The sequence below is a fragment of the Chryseobacterium sp. C3 genome, from assembly GCF_014218905.1.
Lineage (GTDB): Bacteria > Bacteroidota > Bacteroidia > Flavobacteriales > Weeksellaceae > Chryseobacterium > Chryseobacterium mucoviscidosis.
Map to the genome: position 1 here is coordinate 434,728 of NZ_JACLCU010000004.1, position 19,566 is coordinate 454,293.

General features: G+C 36.2%; 20 protein-coding genes. 11 read left to right on the plus strand and 9 right to left on the minus strand.

Translation table 11 applies throughout. The features are described 5' to 3' along the window. Window positions 1-15: 15 nt before the first annotated feature. The 3 genes from H6W53_RS11745 (at window position 16) to H6W53_RS11755 (ending at window position 3,243) form a co-directional block, all read left to right on the plus strand. Entirely contained in the window at window positions 16-2,157 is a 2,142-nt protein-coding gene (locus H6W53_RS11745; RefSeq protein ID WP_185207011.1) for a M3 family metallopeptidase, read from the plus strand. Between the two features lie 315 nt (window positions 2,158-2,472). After that, window positions 2,473-2,826, plus strand: coding sequence for a superinfection immunity protein (locus H6W53_RS11750; RefSeq protein WP_185207013.1), 354 nt, complete (start codon window positions 2,473-2,475; stop codon window positions 2,824-2,826). Window positions 2,827-2,865: 39 nt separating this feature from the next. Continuing rightward, complete coding sequence (locus H6W53_RS11755; protein WP_185207015.1) at window positions 2,866-3,243, plus strand: YchJ family protein; 378 nt, start codon at window positions 2,866-2,868, stop codon at window positions 3,241-3,243. A gap of 160 nt (window positions 3,244-3,403) precedes the next feature. Here H6W53_RS11755 and H6W53_RS11760 read toward each other — a convergent pair whose 3' ends face one another. After that, window positions 3,404-3,904 (minus strand): peptidylprolyl isomerase, encoded by a 501-nt coding sequence (locus tag H6W53_RS11760; RefSeq protein ID WP_076396709.1) that lies wholly within the window; start codon window positions 3,902-3,904, stop codon window positions 3,404-3,406. Window positions 3,905-3,984: 80 nt separating this feature from the next. Continuing rightward, complete coding sequence (locus tag H6W53_RS11765; protein ID WP_076396707.1) at window positions 3,985-4,236, minus strand: VF530 family DNA-binding protein; 252 nt, start codon at window positions 4,234-4,236, stop codon at window positions 3,985-3,987. Between the two features lie 120 nt (window positions 4,237-4,356). Here H6W53_RS11765 and H6W53_RS11770 point away from each other — a divergent pair, with 120 nt between their 5' ends. From H6W53_RS11770 to H6W53_RS11795, 6 genes are all read left to right on the plus strand, one after another. Further along, window positions 4,357-5,451 (plus strand): sensor histidine kinase, encoded by a 1,095-nt coding sequence (locus H6W53_RS11770; protein ID WP_185207018.1) that lies wholly within the window; start codon window positions 4,357-4,359, stop codon window positions 5,449-5,451. A gap of 6 nt (window positions 5,452-5,457) precedes the next feature. Further along, window positions 5,458-6,132 (plus strand): LytR/AlgR family response regulator transcription factor, encoded by a 675-nt coding sequence (locus tag H6W53_RS11775; RefSeq protein WP_087711627.1) that lies wholly within the window; start codon window positions 5,458-5,460, stop codon window positions 6,130-6,132. Between the two features lie 252 nt (window positions 6,133-6,384). Beyond that, window positions 6,385-7,137 carry an intradiol ring-cleavage dioxygenase gene (locus tag H6W53_RS11780; RefSeq protein ID WP_194304465.1) on the plus strand — a complete coding sequence of 251 codons (753 nt, stop codon included), beginning with the start codon at window positions 6,385-6,387 and terminating at the stop codon, window positions 7,135-7,137. A gap of 126 nt (window positions 7,138-7,263) precedes the next feature. Next, window positions 7,264-7,905 carry a hypothetical protein gene (locus H6W53_RS11785; RefSeq protein ID WP_185207020.1) on the plus strand — a complete coding sequence of 214 codons (642 nt, stop codon included), beginning with the start codon at window positions 7,264-7,266 and terminating at the stop codon, window positions 7,903-7,905. 21 nt (window positions 7,906-7,926) lie between these two features. Beyond that, window positions 7,927-8,961, plus strand: a complete 1,035-nt coding sequence (locus H6W53_RS11790; protein ID WP_185207022.1) for a T9SS type A sorting domain-containing protein — start codon at window positions 7,927-7,929, stop codon at window positions 8,959-8,961. A gap of 95 nt (window positions 8,962-9,056) precedes the next feature. Further along, window positions 9,057-9,554, plus strand: coding sequence for a hypothetical protein (locus H6W53_RS11795; RefSeq protein ID WP_185207024.1), 498 nt, complete (start codon window positions 9,057-9,059; stop codon window positions 9,552-9,554). A 100-nt stretch (window positions 9,555-9,654) separates the two neighbouring features. Here the strand turns inward: H6W53_RS11795 and H6W53_RS11800 are convergent, their stop codons facing one another. From H6W53_RS11800 to H6W53_RS11810, 3 genes are all read right to left on the minus strand, one after another. Beyond that, complete coding sequence (locus H6W53_RS11800; RefSeq protein ID WP_185207027.1) at window positions 9,655-10,680, minus strand: LLM class flavin-dependent oxidoreductase; 1,026 nt, start codon at window positions 10,678-10,680, stop codon at window positions 9,655-9,657. A gap of 78 nt (window positions 10,681-10,758) precedes the next feature. Beyond that, on the minus strand, window positions 10,759-11,841 hold the full coding sequence (locus H6W53_RS11805) for an acyltransferase family protein (protein ID WP_185207028.1): 1,083 nt from the start codon (window positions 11,839-11,841) through the stop codon (window positions 10,759-10,761). A gap of 16 nt (window positions 11,842-11,857) precedes the next feature. Continuing rightward, the gene (locus tag H6W53_RS11810) at window positions 11,858-13,999 is read right to left on the minus strand and encodes a S9 family peptidase (protein WP_185207029.1); all 2,142 of its coding nucleotides are present in this window, start codon (window positions 13,997-13,999) and stop codon (window positions 11,858-11,860) included. A gap of 900 nt (window positions 14,000-14,899) precedes the next feature. On the opposite strand from H6W53_RS11810, the gene H6W53_RS11815 reads away from it, so the two are divergent. After that, window positions 14,900-15,412: a YceI family protein gene (locus H6W53_RS11815; protein ID WP_185207030.1), complete on the plus strand. Its 513-nt coding sequence runs from the start codon at window positions 14,900-14,902 to the stop codon at window positions 15,410-15,412. A gap of 76 nt (window positions 15,413-15,488) precedes the next feature. After that, window positions 15,489-16,316 (plus strand): 4,5-DOPA dioxygenase extradiol, encoded by an 828-nt coding sequence (gene ygiD, locus H6W53_RS11820; protein ID WP_185207031.1) that lies wholly within the window; start codon window positions 15,489-15,491, stop codon window positions 16,314-16,316. A gap of 55 nt (window positions 16,317-16,371) precedes the next feature. Here ygiD and H6W53_RS11825 read toward each other — a convergent pair whose 3' ends face one another. The 4 genes from H6W53_RS11825 to H6W53_RS11840 all read right to left on the minus strand — a co-directional run bounded on the left by H6W53_RS11825 (window position 16,372) and on the right by H6W53_RS11840 (window position 19,566). Beyond that, window positions 16,372-16,638, minus strand: a complete 267-nt coding sequence (locus tag H6W53_RS11825) for a hypothetical protein (RefSeq protein ID WP_108410020.1) — start codon at window positions 16,636-16,638, stop codon at window positions 16,372-16,374. Window positions 16,639-16,895: 257 nt separating this feature from the next. Further along, window positions 16,896-18,392 (minus strand): S8 family peptidase, encoded by a 1,497-nt coding sequence (locus H6W53_RS11830; RefSeq protein ID WP_185207032.1) that lies wholly within the window; start codon window positions 18,390-18,392, stop codon window positions 16,896-16,898. A 105-nt stretch (window positions 18,393-18,497) separates the two neighbouring features. Continuing rightward, window positions 18,498-18,944 carry a GNAT family N-acetyltransferase gene (locus H6W53_RS11835; protein WP_185207033.1) on the minus strand — a complete coding sequence of 149 codons (447 nt, stop codon included), beginning with the start codon at window positions 18,942-18,944 and terminating at the stop codon, window positions 18,498-18,500. 166 nt (window positions 18,945-19,110) lie between these two features. After that, window positions 19,111-19,566, minus strand: a complete 456-nt coding sequence (locus H6W53_RS11840; RefSeq protein WP_185207034.1) for a DUF2059 domain-containing protein — start codon at window positions 19,564-19,566, stop codon at window positions 19,111-19,113.

The following is a 19,566-nucleotide window of genomic DNA, read 5'->3' on the forward strand; positions in this document are numbered from 1 at the left end:
ATTAACAACTAATTTATGAAAAATATTACATCGGTATTATTAATTTCTGCATTAGCATTCAACCAATCATGTACAACAATGAAAAACAACGATAGCCAACAGGAAGTTCCAGCTCCGGACGCATCGCTTTCATCGAATCCTTTCATGAAAAAAAGCAAACTTCAGTATGAAGCTCCTGAATTTGACAAAATTAAAAATGAACATTTTAAACCCGCTTTTGATTTTGGCTTGAAACAGCACGACGCTGAAATTTTAAAAATTGCCAACAATTCTGAAGCACCAACGTTTGAAAACACCATCGTAGCTCTGGAAAAAAGCGGTGAAGTTCTGAAAAGAGCAACCATTGTATTCTCTAATCTTACCAGCGCCAATACAAACCCGACTTTACAGGCTCTTGATGAAGAATATGCTCCCATCTTTGCAGCCCATTCTGATAAAATGTATCTGAATGAAAATCTCTATAAAAGAATAAAAGCGATTTCTGAGAATGGTTTAGACGCTGAAAGCAAAAGATTATTACAATATTACAAGCAGAATTTCGAAATTGCAGGAGCCAATCTTTCTTCTGCGGATAAAGAGAAGCTGAAGCAGATCAATCAGGAACTGGCGTCATTGTCTACGCAATATTCCAACAAATTGCTTGAAGCGAGAAAGCAGGGAGGTGTTTTCTTTACCGATGCAAAAGAACTTGAAGGACTTTCCGCCGATGAAATTGCTGCGGCAGCTTCTGATGCTAAAAATGCAGGAAAACCGGGACAGTATCTTTTAGCATTACAAAATACAACACAACAACCTCTTTTACAGAATCTTAAAAACAGAGCAACGAGAGAAAAACTCTTCAAAGCATCATGGACAAGAGCTGAAAAAGGGGATGGAAACGATACAAGGGAAACCATTGAAAAATTAGCGAAATTAAGACTGAAAAAAGCTCAGGTTTTAGGTAAAAAAAGCTTCGCAGAATGGAAATTGCAGGATCAGATGGCAAAAACGCCGGAAGCCGCAACGAAATTAATGAACCAGATTGCGACTCCCGCGGTAGAAACGGCAAGACGTGAGGCAAAAGACATTCAGGATCTGATCGATCAGCAGAAAGGAGGTTTCAAGGTTGAACCATGGGACTGGAATTTTTATGCTGAACAGGTAAGAAAGGCAAAATTTGATCTTGATGAAAGTGAAATAAAGCCTTATTTTGAAATTACAACCGTTTTGGAAAAGGGAGTGTTCTTCGCTGCGGAAAAATTCTACGGATTAACTTTCAAAAAGAGAACGGATCTTCCGGTTTATCATCCTGATGTCGTAACGTATGAAGTTTTCGATCATGACGGAAAATCCATTGCCATTTATTATCTGGATTTCTACACGAGGGATTCTAAAAACGGAGGAGCGTGGATGAGCAATTTCGTAGAACAGTCTTATTTATTGGGAACAAAACCTGTAATTGTAAACTGCTACAATTATCAGAAACCGGCTCCGGGAAAACCTTCTTTAATCAGTTATGATGATGTTTCCACTATTTTCCATGAATTCGGACACTCTATTCACGGGATGTTTGCCAGCCAGAAATATCCTTCCCTTTCCGGAACCAATGTACCGAGAGATTTCGTGGAATTCCCTTCACAGATCAACGAACACTGGGCTTTAGATCCTGTTGTTTTAAAGAACTACGCTTTACATTACGAAACAAAACAGCCCATTCCGCAAACTTTGGTTGATAAAATTAAAAAAGCGGCAACTTTCAATCAGGGTTACATGACCACGGAACTGGTTTCTGCGGCAGAGCTTGATATGGATTGGCATACGGTGACGAATGAAAATCAGTTAATTCCGGTTTTAGATTTTGAAAAAGAATCTTTAGCAAAACACGGATTTACTTTGGCAACGGTTCCTCCAAGATATCACACGCCTTATTTTGCACACATTTGGGGCGGTGGTTATTCTGCAGGATATTATGCTTATTTATGGTCTGAAACTCTGGATAATGATGCCTGGGAATGGATTTCTAAAAATGGAGGACTGACAAGAGAAAACGGAGACCGCTTCAGAAAATACATTCTGTCTGTAGGAAATTCTGTTGATCTCAATCAGGCATTCAGAGATTTTACAGGACATGATCCGGATATTAAGCCCTTATTGAGAAACAGAGGTTTTATTAAATAATTTTTTTAAAGCATTCAATTTTTTGGATGCTTTTTTTCTTTTTATTTAAACACGAATGACGCAAATATTTTTCACTAATAACACAAATCTTTTCTTGTAAAAAATCTGTGAAAATCCGGATGACTTGTGGGAAATATAAATGAATCTGGCTAAAGCCTTGGGCAGCAATTTATTTTTTCAAGAGTGCTAAAGTCCGCTCCTATTGATCCCAACTTTCTAGGGTGAGTGAAAATATTCATATACATTTGCTTCAATAAAAGCAAAAATAAATATATTTGATACTATTATTTAACCAATGAAAACTTTAATTTTTCTATGAAATTTCTAACTCTTTTAAGCCTTTCGTGGCAGCACATATTAATTATTTTACTAATCATCACTCCTATTTATTTTATACCTACATTTATTGCTTATAGTAGAAAACATTCCAACGCAGGTGCTATATTTGCATTGAATTTTTTCTTAGGCTGGGCATTAATAGGCTGGGTAGGAGCATTAATATGGGCTTTGTCAAACAGATCAAATAATCAACAAATAATTGTCAATTCCAATAATCCGCATAATTACAATTCTAACATTGATCAATTGGCTAAGCTAAAAGAACTTCACGACAAAGGTGTACTTACCGATGAAGAGTTCACAGATCAAAAAAATAAATTGCTTAGTTAAAAAAGAATTTAAGACTTTTGCAATCTAAAATTTAAAACAATGAACTGTCCCTGTTGTTCCGGAAAGAACTACGAAGAATGCTGTAAACCTTATCATACAAAAGAAAAATTTGCACCTACTGCGGAAGCATTGATGCGCTCAAGGTTTTCTGCATTTGCGATTCCGAATGGTAAATATTTAATGGAGACCACTTCGCCGAGTAAAAGGCAGTTTCACAATACGAAAGATTTACAGGAATGGGGAGAAATTAATGAGTGGACAAAACTTGAAATTGTAAATAAGCCTTCTATTAATAAAGTGGAATTCAAAGCTTTTTACACCGATGAAAACGGCGAAAACCATATTCATCACGAATTATCTACTTTTAAAATGATCCAGAACCGTTGGTTTTATGTTAATGGTGAATTTTTAGAATAATTTTTTGTTGGTAATCGCAAAGGTGCAAGGTTTTATTATAATCATTATGCTTTAAGGCGCAAGGATTTTATCTTCGATAAAATTGATTGTGTGAAATTTTATTTAAACAAAAAAATGTCCAGCATTTCTGCCGGACATTCATATTTTATTGAGAAAACTCTTAGTGAGCTTCGTTTCCGTCTACTCCGTGAGCGTGACCGTGAGACAATTCTTCTTCTGTTGCAGGACGTGTGTTTAAGATTTCAACCTGGAAATCTAACGTTTTCCCAGCCATTGGGTGATTAAGATCTGCCACAACAGCTTCCGGAGTTACCTCAACCACAATTGCCTGAAAGTTATTTCCCTGATTGTCTGATAATGGTAAAATTGCTCCTACAGGCGGAATTCCAGCCTCCTGAAACATATCGATCGGCAACTGAGCAATTGCATCAGGCTGTCTTTCGCCGTAAGCTTCTTCAGGCTGAATAGTAAAATCAGCTTTATCACCAGCTTGTAAGCCGTGGATATTCTGTTCAAATTTTGGAATCATCATTCCTACTCCATACAAAAATGTAAGTGGGTTTTCTGCTGTTGTTTCTTCTACAAGAATTTTACTTCCATCCGGCTCAATAGTATGTAGGATATACTTTACAGCTACAACGTGATTGTTTTCGATTGTCATATTTTATTCTTTTTTCGTGATTGCTTTCACGATTAACGGCACAAAGATACTGTTTTTGAAATCATTGGCCGAAGAAATATTTATCTGTCTTTTTTTCTTTCGTTACGCTTTTTTTCTCTCTGTACAAAAAGGTATAAACTTTCCACTTTCGCTCTTGCCCAGTCGGTTTTTCTTAAAAATTTCAGAGAAGAGTTAATGCTCGGATTGTCTGTAAAACATCGGATATTGATCTTTTCGCCAAGTTTTTCAAAACCATTGTAATATTCTACCAGCTCTTCAAGAATGGCATCTAGTCTTTTTCCGTGCAGAGGATCTTTAGATTGTTGTTCCATGCCGTAAAAGTAGAGAATTTGTATTTCATGGCAAATAAAATAATTTTAAGAAAACTAAAAAAAGTAATGATTTTAAATAATTTTTCACAAATTATAAATTCAAATTAATAATTTCGTTCAATGAAAAAGCTTTTACCCCATATTATTCTTATTCCGCTGCTTCTTACAATCCCGATTGTCTCTTCTCCGGATTTCGACGGAACGCTTTCGGTTTTCAGGGTTCCTCCATTTCAAAGAGAGTTTATCCGCTTTGTACTGGTTATTATTTTCTTTTATTTAAACCTTAAAATCTTTCTTCCAGAATATTACCGAAGAAAAAAATATTTCCTTTTCTCACTTTTTGTAATTATCTGTTTTGGATGTATGGCATTTCTGCCTACTTATCTTTCTCCGGAAAATATGTTTCCGGAAGTATATCCGAAAATACAGATGAGTCCTCCTGAAATGTCTGATCCAAATGGAAATTTCCCCAAACCTCCAATGAATGGAGAGGCTCCATTTCGCAATTTTGCTCCTAAAAGAAATGACGGCACTTATCATCAGATGATATTTTCTTCTCTGTTGCCGTTTCTTTTTTCGTTTTTATCCTCATTCTTTATTTATAGAAGTAATGAAAAAAAGGAATTGGAAAAATTAAAGGCAAAAGCAGAGCTATTAAATTTAAAGTATCAGTTGCAGCCACATTTTCTGTTTAATATTTTGAATTCTATCTATTCTCTGGCTTTGTTAAAATCTGACGATACGCCTGAAGGAATTTTAAAGCTTTCTAATGTGATGCGGTATGTGGTACAGGAAAGCAGTAAAGATTTTGTGGAACTGAACAGGGAGATAGACTATATAAAAGATTATATTTCGCTTCAACTGATAAGAACAGACAATAGTCTTGATTTTTCTTATACCGAGATCGGGGAAACGCAGGGACTGAGAATTGCACCGTTCATTTTGGTTAATTTTGTAGAAAATGCATTTAAGTATGGCTTCAATGCGGAAAAAAACTCTAAAATTTCTGTGAAAGTCGTCATTCAGGAAGGTACTCTTAGTTTTAATGTTTTTAATAATATTGTGAACGAAAATATAACGGATGAAAGCAGCCTGAAAGTAGGACTGAAAAATACGACTGAACATTTGCAGCAGATTTATGGAGAAAAACAGACTCTTATCATAAAAGATGACGGAGAGACCTATGATATAGATCTAAAAATTAATTTAATCTGATACGTGATGATAAAAGCCATTGCACTGGATGATGAGATTCTGGCTCTTAAAATTATTGAAAATTATGCCGGAAAAATTGAGAATCTTTCTCTGGAAAAGACCTTCAATATACAAAGCGATGCACAGAAACACCTCAATAAATATCCTGTTGATCTGATTTTTCTGGATATTGAAATGCCTTCCAAAAACGGAATGGATTTCTATAAAAGTATTTCTCAGAATACAAAAGTTATTTTTACCACAGCATATTCTGAATATGCCGTAGAAGCTTTTAGTATCAATGCGGTAGACTATTTATTAAAACCTTTTTCGTTTGAACGATTTAAAGCCGCTGTGGATAAAGTAAAAGTGAGTAGTGAATCTGCTGATGTAAAATATCTTTCCATCCGAGCAGATTATAAACTTCATAAAATTAATTTTGATGATATTATTTTGATCGAAGGTTTAGACGATTACATTCAGATTCATCTTGCAGATCATTCCAAGATTACCGCGCGTTCCTCCATGAAAAATATTCTGGAAAAACTTTCAGAAAAAGATTTTGTAAGAGTACACCGTTCTTATATTGTTCCCGTAAACCTTATTAAAACAATTGTAAACCGCAATATTCACATTGGGGAATTTATCATTCCGATTGGGGAAACATTCAAAGGTGTGGTAATGGAAATTGTGAATAAATAATTTTAATTCATCTCTAAAACCACCGCGTCAAAAATTCTTCGAATTTTTGCCACCCTGAATTTCTATTCGGTAATTTTCTGCTATTTCTATCATATTATTCTTAATATTTCTTAAAAAAAATCCATTTACCGACACATTTTTACTGTTTACCTCATAAATTTCATAAGCTGTTTTTTTCAAAATACATTTGTTACAGGAAATTGAAAGAATGAAATTAAAATCATTCAAATAGTAACCTTAAAAAAACATATTATGAAAACAATAGACAGAAAAGGTTTTTTAAAAACTCTTGGTTTGGCAGGTGTTACTGCAGTAGCAGCTCCTATTTTGATACGTTGCGGAAGTGATGACGATATCACAGATACTACAACAGGTTCATCTTCAGGTTCAGGATCTTCTTCCGGATCAACTTCATCGGCATGTTCTGTTACCAACTCGGAGACTGAAGGTCCTTTTCCTACAAAATCACCTTCTACACTTGTACAGACTAATATCGTAGGAGACAGAACAGGTGTTCCGCTCACAATTACAATTACCGTTCAGAATACCAATGCAAGCTGTGCCAATCTTCAGGGAGCTATTGTAGATATCTGGCATTGCGACAAAGACGGAAACTATTCTGAATACGGCGGAACGACGATGCAGACTGCCGATTATACGTCTTACCATTTCCTGAGAGGAAGACAGACAACCGATGCTAACGGAAAAGTTTCTTTTACAAGTATATTTCCGGGATGGTATCAGAGCAGAGCCACCCACATCCATGTTCACATTTATAATTCTGCAGGGCAGTCTCTTCTCGTAACACAGATTGCATTTCCTGAAGGCAGTGACAGCGCAGTGGTTCAGGTAGCTTCAAGTACAGGATATAAAGGAATGAGCGGATATACTTATAATGCAAGTGATAATGTATTCAGCGACGGAACATCTAATGAAATGTCTACGATTACAGGAAGTGTAAGTGCTGGTTATGCTCTTACCCATACAATAAAAGTTTCGGCTTAAAAATAAAACAGAGGTTGTTTACTATTAGTTTATTAGTTTTCCACTAAAGCACAGATTTACGCGGGTGTGAAGTGATTAGATGTGTTTATCTGTGCGGTGTGGAATTCCTCAAAAAAATCCAATCAAATGTTAGTTCAAAGTCCATCCAGAATTTTTAAATCTGATCTTTCCGTCTGGAGGAAAGAAAACTCATGTGTTCTGAACGAGATGATTCCCGATGAACAGTCAGGATTGCACAAAATAACAGAAGTTGTTTTCGAGGAAAACGGGATATTTGATTTTAATTATCAAAAAAGTTCTACCGTTCTCATCATTGTTCTGTTCGGCGAAATTTTCATTAACGATTTTGAGAAACCTGTTTCTCCGGAGCACATCTTTACTTTAAAGTCTGAAGAAGGCAATACACTGAACATCAGAAACAATACACCGGATGAGAAAGCCGACATTCTGATTTTTGAACTAAAGAGTATTAAAAAAGATAATTTCTTCAGCATTGAAAATCTGAATATAGACCGTAGAAATCATTTGATACAGATTTCCGAGAAACTGGAATATCCTAATTTCATAGGTCTGTACGAAGGAAGGAAAGAAGAAGAATATTCTTTACATCAGAAAGGAAAATCAATTTTCGGAATGGTAATAAACGGCGCTTTTGAATTTCAGAACAGACTTTTAGAAACCAGAGACGCGATCATCATTTCTGAAATTGAGACCCTTGAATTTGAAGCATTAAGCGAAAACGCCCTTTTAATTTTCCTTGAAGTTTAATTTAAAATAAAAACTAAATACATGGACAGAAAAAAATTTTTAAAAAACTCATTCGGATTAGCAGGAATAGCTGTTGCTGCGCCTGTTCTTCTCCGATCGGAAATTTTTCATGAGGAAATGCTGCCCGAAAAATCTTCTCAAAATGTTTTAACGTGCAGTGTAACCAATTCGGAAACAGCGGGTCCTTTTCCTACGCATACTCCTTCTAGCCTTGTACAAACCAATATTGTGGGAGACAGAACCGGCGTTGCCTTTACGATGAATATTTACATCAAGAATACCAACGGAAACTGTGCTGCCTATCAAGGAGTTCTGGTAGACGTTTGGCATTGTGATAAAGACGGAAATTATTCCGAATACGGAGGTACGGCAATGCAGACTGCAAATTACACCAACAATCATTTTCTTCGCGGAAGACAGACCACGGATGCAAACGGACTTGTAAGTTTCACGAGCATATTTCCGGGATGGTATCAGAGCAGAGCCACCCACATTCATGTTCATATTTACAAAGCAGACGGAACTTCTCTTCTGGTAACGCAGATTGCATTTCCGGAGGGAACAGGCAGTGCTGTTTATAATGTGAATGTAAACGGAACTTCATACGGCTATACAAAAGGTATGACGGGATACACCTATAATGCCAGTGACAATGTATTTTCAGACGGAACCAGCAACGAGATGAGCACTGTAACAGGATCTTTATCTGCCGGATATATTTTAACTCATACCATTTATGTAGCAGGAGCCGTTTTAGGAACTCAGGAAGCAGCAAACACCAAAAATTTTAATGTGGGACAGAATTATCCAAATCCTTTCAGAGAAGAGACTATTTTCCCGATTACTCTCAACGAAAGATCAACAGTGAGTATTGAACTGTTTGATGTAAGCGGAAAAAAACTTTTCAGTGTGATCGACAAACAAAAACTTGCATCCGGAAATCAGCAGATCAAAATGACGAAAAACCAATTAAAATCCGGAATGTATGTCGCAAAAATTACTATTGATAATACGAAAGGAACGTTTACAGAGAATCTTAAAGTTCTTGTAAACTAAGCTTCTTGAGTATTAGATATTTTTCATATCAATTTTGTTTAGGATCAGGGCAGAAATCATAAAAGAACTGCCCTGTTTTATTAAAATTTAAAATGATGAAGGCTAAAATAAAACTTGCATTCAGGATTGTAATTGATCAGAATTCTGAAATTATCTGGGATAAATATATCTTTGAAGATACTTTTTTCGAGTATAAAATTCAGCATCAGGTTTTCGATGATAAAGAAAATCCGGTAAAGAATTACTGGGAATTGCTGAGAAAAAATCCTCATGCAGAAAGAATTCCGTTTTTACTGAGTTCAGCGGTGGTAAACTATGTTGCCCAGCTTAGCGGTGAAGTTAAAAGCCTTCCTGATGTTTTGGGAAATACTTTTTTCCCGATTGAAAATTTCAAACTGGATCTCATCAGTTCCAATGTGGAAGATTCTTCAAAGCATAAAATAGGTTTAACTTTTTACACGCCTGAATTGTTGCTGATTGATATTATCGACAATAAGTATCTTTTAAGCAAAAATACTTCGGGAGACTCTTTTGAAACGTTTATGTTTGCCTTTCATCCACAGGTTGCAATAGCTTCTTATACAGCTTTATAATTTATATTGATTAATTTCTAAACAACAGGATGTTGTTTCATTTTTACAGATGATTTTTATTAAAGAGAAACCTCCGCTGAAATTCAGCGGAGGTTTTGTTTTAAAGATCTTGGATGAGTGGTTTTACTTCTTTGCCAAACAGCTCAATAGATTTCATCATAATATCATGCTCCGGAGCTCCCACATCCATGTGTCCGATAAATCTTGTGACGCCGAAAATTTCTTTCAGGTAAGCAATTTTATCTGCCACTTCTTTAGGATTACCGATGAACAACGCTCCTTCTTTGCTTCTTCCGCCGTCATACTGCATTTTGGTATAAGGAGCCCAACCTCTGGAAGAACCGATTCTATCCATCTGTGATTTATAGTTGTGGAAATATCCTTCAATCACTTCCGGATCATCACTTACAAAAGTATGCGAATGAACGGCAATCTGCATTTTTGAAACGTCGTGTCCCGCTTTTTTATATTCCTGCTTGTAGAATTCAATTAAATTTCTGAATTGTACCGGCATTCCTCCGATAATTGCCACCACTAAAGGCATTCCCAATTCTGCGGCACTTAAAACCGACTGCGGAGTTCCGCCGACAGCTCTCCAGATAGGCAGTTTTCCGTCATTTTTTGCTCTCGGATAAACGGTTTGATTTTGCATCGATGCACGAAGTTTTCCTTTCCAGGTTACATTTTCCTGAGAATTGATTTTAAGCAATAAGTCTAATTTTTCATCAAAAAGTTCCTCATAATCGTTTAAAGAATACCCATACAAAGGAAATGATTCGATGAAACTTCCTCTACCCACAAAAATTTCAGCACGGCCATCGGAAATTAAATCCAGAGTGGAGAAATCTTCATACACTTTTACTGGCTCTGATGAACTTAAAACCGTAACACCACTCGCTAATTTAATATTTTTTGTAATACTTGCCGCTGCAGCCAGAACGATTTCCGGAGAAGAAACCGCATAATCGGGACGATGATGTTCTCCCATGGCAAAAACATCAATTCCCACCTCATCCATGAATTTTACCTGCTCCAGAATTTCACGAATCTTTACTCCTGCATCTTTATATTTTCCTGTTGTCTGGTCGAAAGCAAGATCGCCAAACATTCCTATTCCTAATTCCATATTGTTGATTTTATAGTACAAATTTACGGCAACTGAAAATCAGATGCATTGATGTTTGATAAGAAAGGAAATGAGATATTAGGTGCTGATTTTGCTTTTAAGTTTTAAAAACTGTTTTTCGAAAAGATGGTAAGAAAGCACGGAACATACAACTGAAGCAATAAATGACAGCGCAACGACTAACATCCAGTTGAGATTGAATCTATTTCCTATTTTTATAAAAAACATGATTAAAATGGTGTGAAAAAGATACAGTCCATAAGTGTATTTTCCAAGTTTTGCCAAAATACTTTGATCTGAAATTTTAAAAACATTTTTTGTTCCTAAAGTAGATAAAATTAACCCTGAAAATAAAACACTCAGAAGAAATGAAATAAGTATGAGATTTGAAATTATTTTTGAATTCCCTATAAAAATAACAAATGCCAATACCAAAAAAGCATAACTGTATTTGTAAACAGCAGAAACCGTTTCAAGCTTTTGGATTAGATCTTCTCTAAAGACAAAAATATACGCAGGAATGGCTCCGAAAGCAAAATAATGAATATTCGTAAAGAGATCTAAAGTCGGAATTTTTAATTTTCCATACACGATCTGCATGATGAATGAAAAAACAATACTTCCCAGAAGAAGTTTCGGAATATTTTTAAGAGAAATGAAATAAAAAGCCAGTCCCCAGAAAATGTAAAAATGCTCCTCGATGCACAAAGACCAGATCACAGTAATCGGCGATACATTGGGAAGCTGATTGGTATACATCGCCATATAATTTTCCAGAAAAGTAAGGGTAAACCACCAATTTGGCTGATATCCTTCGTTGGAATAGGAAATATTAAAAAAATCAAGAATAAATGGCGTGCATATCGCAAAAAGTACCATGGCATAATAAAGCGGCCATATTCTTAAAATTCTTCTCGCAAAGAACTTTTTCAGCGGAATTGTTCCGTTATTGTTTATTTTTTCGAGAATAAGAATATAGGTAATGAGGAAACCGCTCAGTACGAAGAAAAAAGAAACACCAATACCCCCTTCTTTGGAAAAATAGTATAAAAAACTATCTTCGGGAACGGGGGAATGGCGTAAAAAAACCAATAAAAAAGACAGAAACCTCAACGAATCGAACGTATGAAAGTGTACTCTGCCTTTTTTGGTGAAGTTCATTATCAATATTTCAGGATTATTTTTTCAGATTCTGATCAAAATAATCTGTTACTTTCTGCATAAGATGCACTCTGTCTTTTCCGATCACGTTGTGCGGATGTCCCGGATATACAAAATAGTCCAACTGAACACCATTATCAACCGCAGATTTGATGAATTTAACCGAATGCTGCCAAACCACAACATCATCCTGCGCTCCGTGAATCATCAGTAATTTTCCTTTCAGATTCTGAACTTTATCAAGAAGATTGGCTGTTGCATAACCTTGTGGATTTTCCTGCGGAGTATCCATGTATCTTTCGCCATACATAATTTCGTACATACTCCAGTCGATTACAGGTCCTCCTGCAACGCCCACTTTGAAAACATCAGGCTTACGAAGCATGAAGCTTGTCGTCATAAACCCTCCGAAGCTCCATCCGTGGATTCCCATTCTTTCGGAATCTACGTAAGGAAGAGATTTTAAATACTCTACTCCTTTCATCTGGTCGTTCATTTCTGTAGTTCCCAGATTTCTGAAAACAGCCTGCTCGAATTTTAACCCACGGTTAGAAGAACCTCTTCCGTCCATCGTGAAAATGATGTATCCGTTTTGCGCCATGTATTCGTACCAAAGATTTCCGGATGCGGGGAAAGAATTGGTAATAAGCTGCAAATGCGGACCGTTGTATAGATAAACGATCACCGGATATTTTTTATTCTGATCAAAATTGATCGGAAGAATCATTTTTCCATACAAAATTGTTCCGTCGTCGGCTTTTAAGTTGATACTTTTAATTTCAGGACGCTGATAATTTTTCAGTGTATTTTCAGAAGTAAGAAGATTGTTTGTCTTTAAAGTGTTTGTGTTGATGATGTTGGCAACTCTTGGCGTATCGGCGTTGCTGTAGACATCATACAGGAAATTCCCGTCACTGCTTAACACTCCGGAGTGAACTCCTTCTGCGTTATCCATTCTCTGCATCTTAAAATTTGTCCAGTTGATTCTGTACAAATGCTTTTCCAACGGAGTCTCTTTCGTGAAGGTAAAATAGATTTCTTTTTTCTTTTCATTGAAACCTAAAATATCCGTTACCAGCCAATCTCCTTTTGTAATCTGTGCAACGAGTCCTTTTTCCAGATTGTAGTGGAATAAATGGTTGTATCCTGTTCTCTGGCTCTGCCAGATGAAATCTGTATTGGAATTCGGGAAGAATGTTAAAGGATGTTGAGGTTCCACATATTTATCGCTGGTTTCTTCGAATAAAGTTTTAACTAAATTTCCTGTCGAAGCATCATATTGATTCATTTTCAGGTAATTCTGTCCTCTGTTCAGAACGCCTACAAAAACATATTTTGAATCCGGACTCCAGGTAACAGCCGTTAAATACTGATCTTTTTCGCCTTCGATATTTAAGAAGGTTGTGTTCTGAGTTTTAATGTTGAAAACTCCCAGAGTTACCTGATGAGACGTTTTCCCCGCCATCGGATATTTAATGTTATGATTTACGGCAGGAGTTACAGACCAGTCAATAATCGGATAATCAGCAACCATCGTCTGATCCATTCTGTAAAAAGCAACACTTTCAGAATTTGGAGCCGGGAAAATTCCGGTATCAATTCCGAATTCGTTTCGGTGAACGTTGGAAGCTCCATTCAGGATATTTTCATCGGTATCGTTGGTTACCGCAATGGTTTTTCCGTTTTTGTTAACAAATAAATTATTCTTTACCGTAAATGCAAAAGTCTGGCTATCCCCAAAAATCTTCATATTTTCAGCGTTATTATCCAAAGCAACGGAATTTTTTGTTTTCCAGTCGCTGCCGGATTTTTCTACCCATATCATTTTTCCACCGGAATTAAAATATCCCTGAGAATTGCTGATGAATTTAATCTGTGGAACTGCTTTGAATTTATTGTCTGTTAAATTCTTATTCAACTGAGATAAAGAAACCAGCGTATCCTGTTTGTTTGTTTTCAGATCGGTGATTAAATATCCGCCTTTTACCGCCTGAATATAAGATTTTCCATCTGCAGACCATGAAAACTGCGAGATGTTTTTAACGGCTAAGTTGGTTCTCATCCCGTTTACTGCCTCCGCCATTGTAAATTTTTGGGTCTGCGCCAATGCGCTGCTTCCCAAAACCAGCATCCATAAAGATAATTTATATAATTTCATTGTATAAAATTGAATCCTTCAAAAATAAGAAATAAATATCAATGGTTAAGAAGTGTTAAAGTAAAATGGAATTTGGTTTTTTGTTGGTTGTTGATGGCTGTTTGCTGTTGTTTATTTTGAATTTATTTGAAGTAATTTCAAATCTTATTAAATGATAAAGTGAGACTTTTGCTTTATTAAGATTTCTAAGTCACAATGACTGGATTAGAATTTTAACGCAAAATACGCAAAGGGATTATTTTAAATGATTAGGCGAATTTCGTTCGCAACGACACTTCGACAAGCTCAGCATAAACTAAACTTGTCTAAACTTTTTTACCACAAAAGATGCAAAAGATTGTAACACTTTAGCAGTTTAAGTTTAATACTTAAATGGAAAAAAGAGCACATAAGTTAAAAAAAATCAAAGATTTTTTCTCTTTGCAGACTTTTGAAATACTTTGAATAAATCCAATAAAGACTTTTGTGTACGATTTTTTGAGACTGCTTCGCCGCTTCAGAACTACGTTCGCAGACCTTCAGTCTGTTCGTAGTGACGGGTAATGAATAACCGGCTTCAGTCCTAGCCGCGATTGCAGCAATTGTCTGAGCTCATTTCTTTAGTTTCGGCGCGGCTTTGCCGCGCCGAAACTAAAGAAATAGCGAGTGTGGAAAGCGCGATAAAGCTCCTGATTGAGTTGGAGAGTTTTAAAGTTGGAGGGTTTGAGTGTGTAAGTGTGTAAGTGTAATAGAAATAGAGTTGTTTTGCTTTTTCCTTAAAAATATTTTAAGATTGTGTTTCGTTGAAATGAAAGGATTGTGAAAAATACAGCGAAAAGCATTTCTTATCCTACGTCAATGATTTGTACCTCTTCTCTGATCTAAATTTGCAGTATAATTAACAACAAAAATATTAATACAATGGCAACAAAATGGAACCTAGACCCTGCTCACAGTGAAATTACTTTTAAAGTAAAACACATGATGATCTCTAATATTAAAGGAAACTTTACAGATTTTACGGCTGAAATCGATGCGGAAGACGATACTTTTGCAAACGCTAAAACAACAGCGACTATTCAGACAGCATCCATCTCTACCCACAATACAGACAGAGATAACCATTTAAGATCGGCTGAATTCTTTGACGCTGAAGCCAATCCAACAATTACTTTCGAATCTTCCGCACTGAACAATGAAGTAACAGGAAATTTAACGATTAACGGAATTACGAAGCCTGTAACACTTGATGTGGATTTCAACGGAATTAATGTTGATCCTTGGGGAAATACAAAGGCTGGTTTCTCTTTCGAAGGGAAAATCAACAGAAAAGATTTCGGACTGAACTGGAATGCTGCGCTTGAAGCAGGAGGTGTAATGGTAAGCGATGAAGTAAAAATCGCCGGAGAATTACAGTTTGTAAAACAAGCATAAGAACATAAAAATCAAGGTAAAAGAGCAAAGGAAAGTTACATTACCTTTGCTCTTTTCTGTTTTTGAGAATAAAAAAATGAACCTCAACGATTTACAAAACATCAGCGAAAATTTTAATAATACCGAGAAAATGCCTGTTCTTTTTTTGGGACATGGTTCGCCAATGAATGCTATTGAAGAAAACCAGTTTGTACAGGGTTTCCGAAAAGCTTCGGCTGAAATTCCGAAACCGAATGCCATTCTCTGTATTTCGGCACACTGGTTTACGCAGGGAACGAAAGTGACGGCAATGGATATGCCGAGAACGATTCATGATTTTGGAGGTTTTCCGCAAGCCCTGTTTGATGTACAGTATCCTGCTCTGGGAAATCCTGAGTTGGCAAAAGAGACGGCAGAATTGCTGGCTCCTGTTATCGTGGAGGAAGATCACAACTGGGGACTGGATCACGGAGCATGGTCTGTGATTAAACATATGTATCCGAATGCAGATATTCCTGTTATTCAGATGAGTATTGATTATACAAAACCTCCGCAATATCATTTTGATTTAGCTAAGAAACTCAATAAGCTCCGCGAAAAAGGAATTTTAATTATCGGAAGCGGAAACATTGTTCATAATTTGAGACTGATCGACTGGAGAAATATCAATACCGTCGGAGCCGGATGGGACTGGGCGATTGAAGCCAGAGAAAAAACCAACAACTGGCTTTTGGACGGAAATTTCCAGAACATCATCGATTACCAGAAACAGGGAACTTCGCTGCAATATGCGGTTCCCACTCCCGATCATTATCTCCCTTTACTCTATACTTTAGGGCTGAAAGAGAAATCTGAACACCTGAGTTTATTTAATGATGAATTAATTGCAGGATCCCTGAGTATGACGAGCGTGAGAATAGGATAAAAAAAAACGGAAGAAATTTTCTTCCGTTTCTTTTTTATTAAGGGCAATGCTATCATTAGATTCTTTGGATACCAACAACATGAGGTTGTCCGTCAATCGGAGCATAGATTTCTACAACTGCATTCCAGATTACCTCAGAAGGCGGCATGGAAGCAAGGCACTGGTAACGGTAGTTTGTTCCGTTTACCACTTGTGTAGATACAGATTGCGGTTGATATTTTACTCCAACAAATCCATTCATTGCTTCGTCGAATACTTTTTGATCTTCCGGTGTTAAAGGATGATACGCTGTCCAGCCTCCTACTAATTCTTTTGTTTCCATGTTTTAATTTTATTTTGTGTTCCTACTCTTCTGGCTTTTCGGATTTCGCCCCGTTTGAATGGTTTCTGGTCTCCATGATTATTAAGTTTTGTTTGTAATTACATTTCAAAGTTACCACGCTTAAAATAAATATATTAGCGTAGATTTACTAATTTTTATATCTAAGTAGAAATACTTAATATGATGATTCAGGAGAAATAAAAAGGGAATATCGTTAATTAACAATATTCCCTTACCTCTATTTTTAATTTAATTCTTTACTGTACCGCCTGTAAAACATTAATATTTCCATATCCGTAATCTGAGTTCGGAGTCGGATAATAGGTTGCAGACTGTCTCATTTTATTAATAACCTGATCTCTCGTCCATGAAGGATTTTTAGCCCAGACCAACGCCGCAATTCCTGCTGTGGAAGCTGTTGCTACAGAAGAACCACCTACATAATCCGTTTGTCCGTTATAGTAACTTAAGACCGGAATGTTGCTTCCTGAACCTCTTTCCATCTGATAAGTAAAATCGATTTCGCTTCCTGAATGGCAAACATCACATTTCTGATTGGACGTATTTTCTTTTACTCCGGTTATCGCTTGTGTTTCAGGCATCCAAGCCGGAAAAATAACGCCTACGAAATTGGTAAAACTCGTAGAAGTTCCGCCTGCGCAGAAAATTAATTTTCCTTTGGAATACGCATATTTTACCCCATCTTCAATTTTTCCGACAGAAAAGATATGTCCCATCGACATTGAAATAATTTTTACACTATTATTATTTCCCAGTTCTGTAAAGGCAATTTTCACTCCATTTTGCTCATGATATCCGTCCAGAACTACATTGGAAGCTGCTCTGTACGTTACCAGATTGGCATTGTGAGCCACACCAACCGGCTGTCCCTGATTGTTTCTCGGAGCGGCGGCAGCAGAAGCCATGCTTGTTCCGTGACCACATTTATCCGCAGAACCGTCGTATCCTGTACTCCACGGCCAGACTGAATCTACATACACTCCGTTTTTGCTGATGGTTCTTCCTGTAGAAAGTCCGTTATTAAAGCTGCTTCCTAATAAAGACTGCTCCGGAGAAACACCGCTGTCTATCACTCCGATGGTCACTCCTGCTCCTGTGCTGTAGCTCCATGCATTAATGATATTGTGTTTCGTAAATGACCACGGTGCTTTTGCGTTAGGAGAAACGGTTGTATAATCCGCAGCATTCAAAGCGGTAGATTCAAATCCGCAGCCTGAAGAACTGCTGCTTGATTTTGCAGTTGCCCCGAATTGTTTTTCGTTTTCGAAATAACGGTAATCTGCAGGTTCCATATAACGGATATTTTTCATTTTTCTAAGGGCAATCACCGTTTCCTGCTTTTCGATGGCAACGTCGATCTGATTCAGATATTGGTCTGAAGACAGTAAAATTCTGTCGGTCTTTCCTTCATATTTTTTAATCAGGTCTAAAATTTCGTTTTCAATGGCTTTGTTGTCTGCATCCAGACTTCTGTCGAAAGAAGAGCCAAATCCGATGGAAGCAATTTTATTTCCCTGAAAAATCCCGCTCCACAGAAAATGATCGGAAGATTCATTCCATGAAAATCTGCCTTTCGTTTTGATGGTTTCGTTGATTTTTTCATTGATCTGTTTTGCCGTTAAAGGATCTTTCCGGGTAATTTCTGTATTGGCAACATTGTTTTGAAGATCGTCTCTGTTACATGACGTGAAAACAAAGAATAACAATAAAAGGTAAAAAACATTTTTTCTCATATAAATACTATTTGATTGGTAAAACCAAGATATTAATTTACAATGAATTACCGAACAACAGAATTTAAAAATTTATTATGCTTAAAATAATACTATAAAATTAAGCTATAAAACTTTTTCATAACAGACACTTTTATCAATTCCGATGTACTGTCCGTAATTTGGAATTCTTGTGTAACCGCTTTTTTCATAAACAGAAAGTGCTTCATTCTGCTCCAATGAGCTTTCCAACACCGCTTTTGTATAATTCAATTCCTTTGCCCAAATTTCCAGATCTTTAACGATCGTTGTTGCTAAACCCTTCTTTCTGAAATCAGGATTGGTGTACATTCTTTTAATTTCAACTGTTTTTTCGTCAAATTTTTTAAATGCTCCACAAGCCGCAGGAATTTCATCCACATAAATAACGATACAGTTTTTGATCGCATCAATTTTGTTAAACTGATCGTAAAAAGCATGATCTTCCCCATTGCGAATGGCTAAATCCGCATCTAAAAGCTGTACTAAATTTTGAAAATCTTTATTGGAAGAATCTGTTCTTTTGATTGTCATGGAAATGGTTTTAGGCTAAATTAAAGATTTTGTTTTTAAATTTTAATACTTTTTCAAAGGTTATATTTTTTAACACAAGTAACACTCATATTTTCACAATTCAATACAAATATTTTTTTTAAATCTTAAAAAATAAAAAAGACTTCCATTTGCGGAAGCCTTTGTGTTATTTACTTTTTGGTGGCGGTGGAGCTTGATACCCTTTTTGTGCGTTAATTTTATCAATCAGCTTTTTGGCTAAATTCTGCCCCCATTCTCTGCCAACTTCCATACTTTCATTCATGATTAAAGGCATGTTAGAAATTGTCTTTTGCCCGATAGGAGTTTTATAAAATTTTATCAGTTCATCAAGATCCGATTCTGTATAATATTTTGAATAAATAGGAATATAGAGTTTAGAAAATTCTTCTGTGGAAACTTCCTTTAAAAATCCATTCCAAAATTCATCAGGAATATCTTTATAATTTTCTTTATATGTATTTACAAATTGCTGAGCTCCCTGTACCGCCATTTTACTGACTCCGGTAACTTCAATTAATTCTTTGATCTTTGCTTCTTTTGAAGTTTGGGCAAAACCTGTAACTCCTATCAAAAGAACAAATGCTACTATAATTTTTTTCAT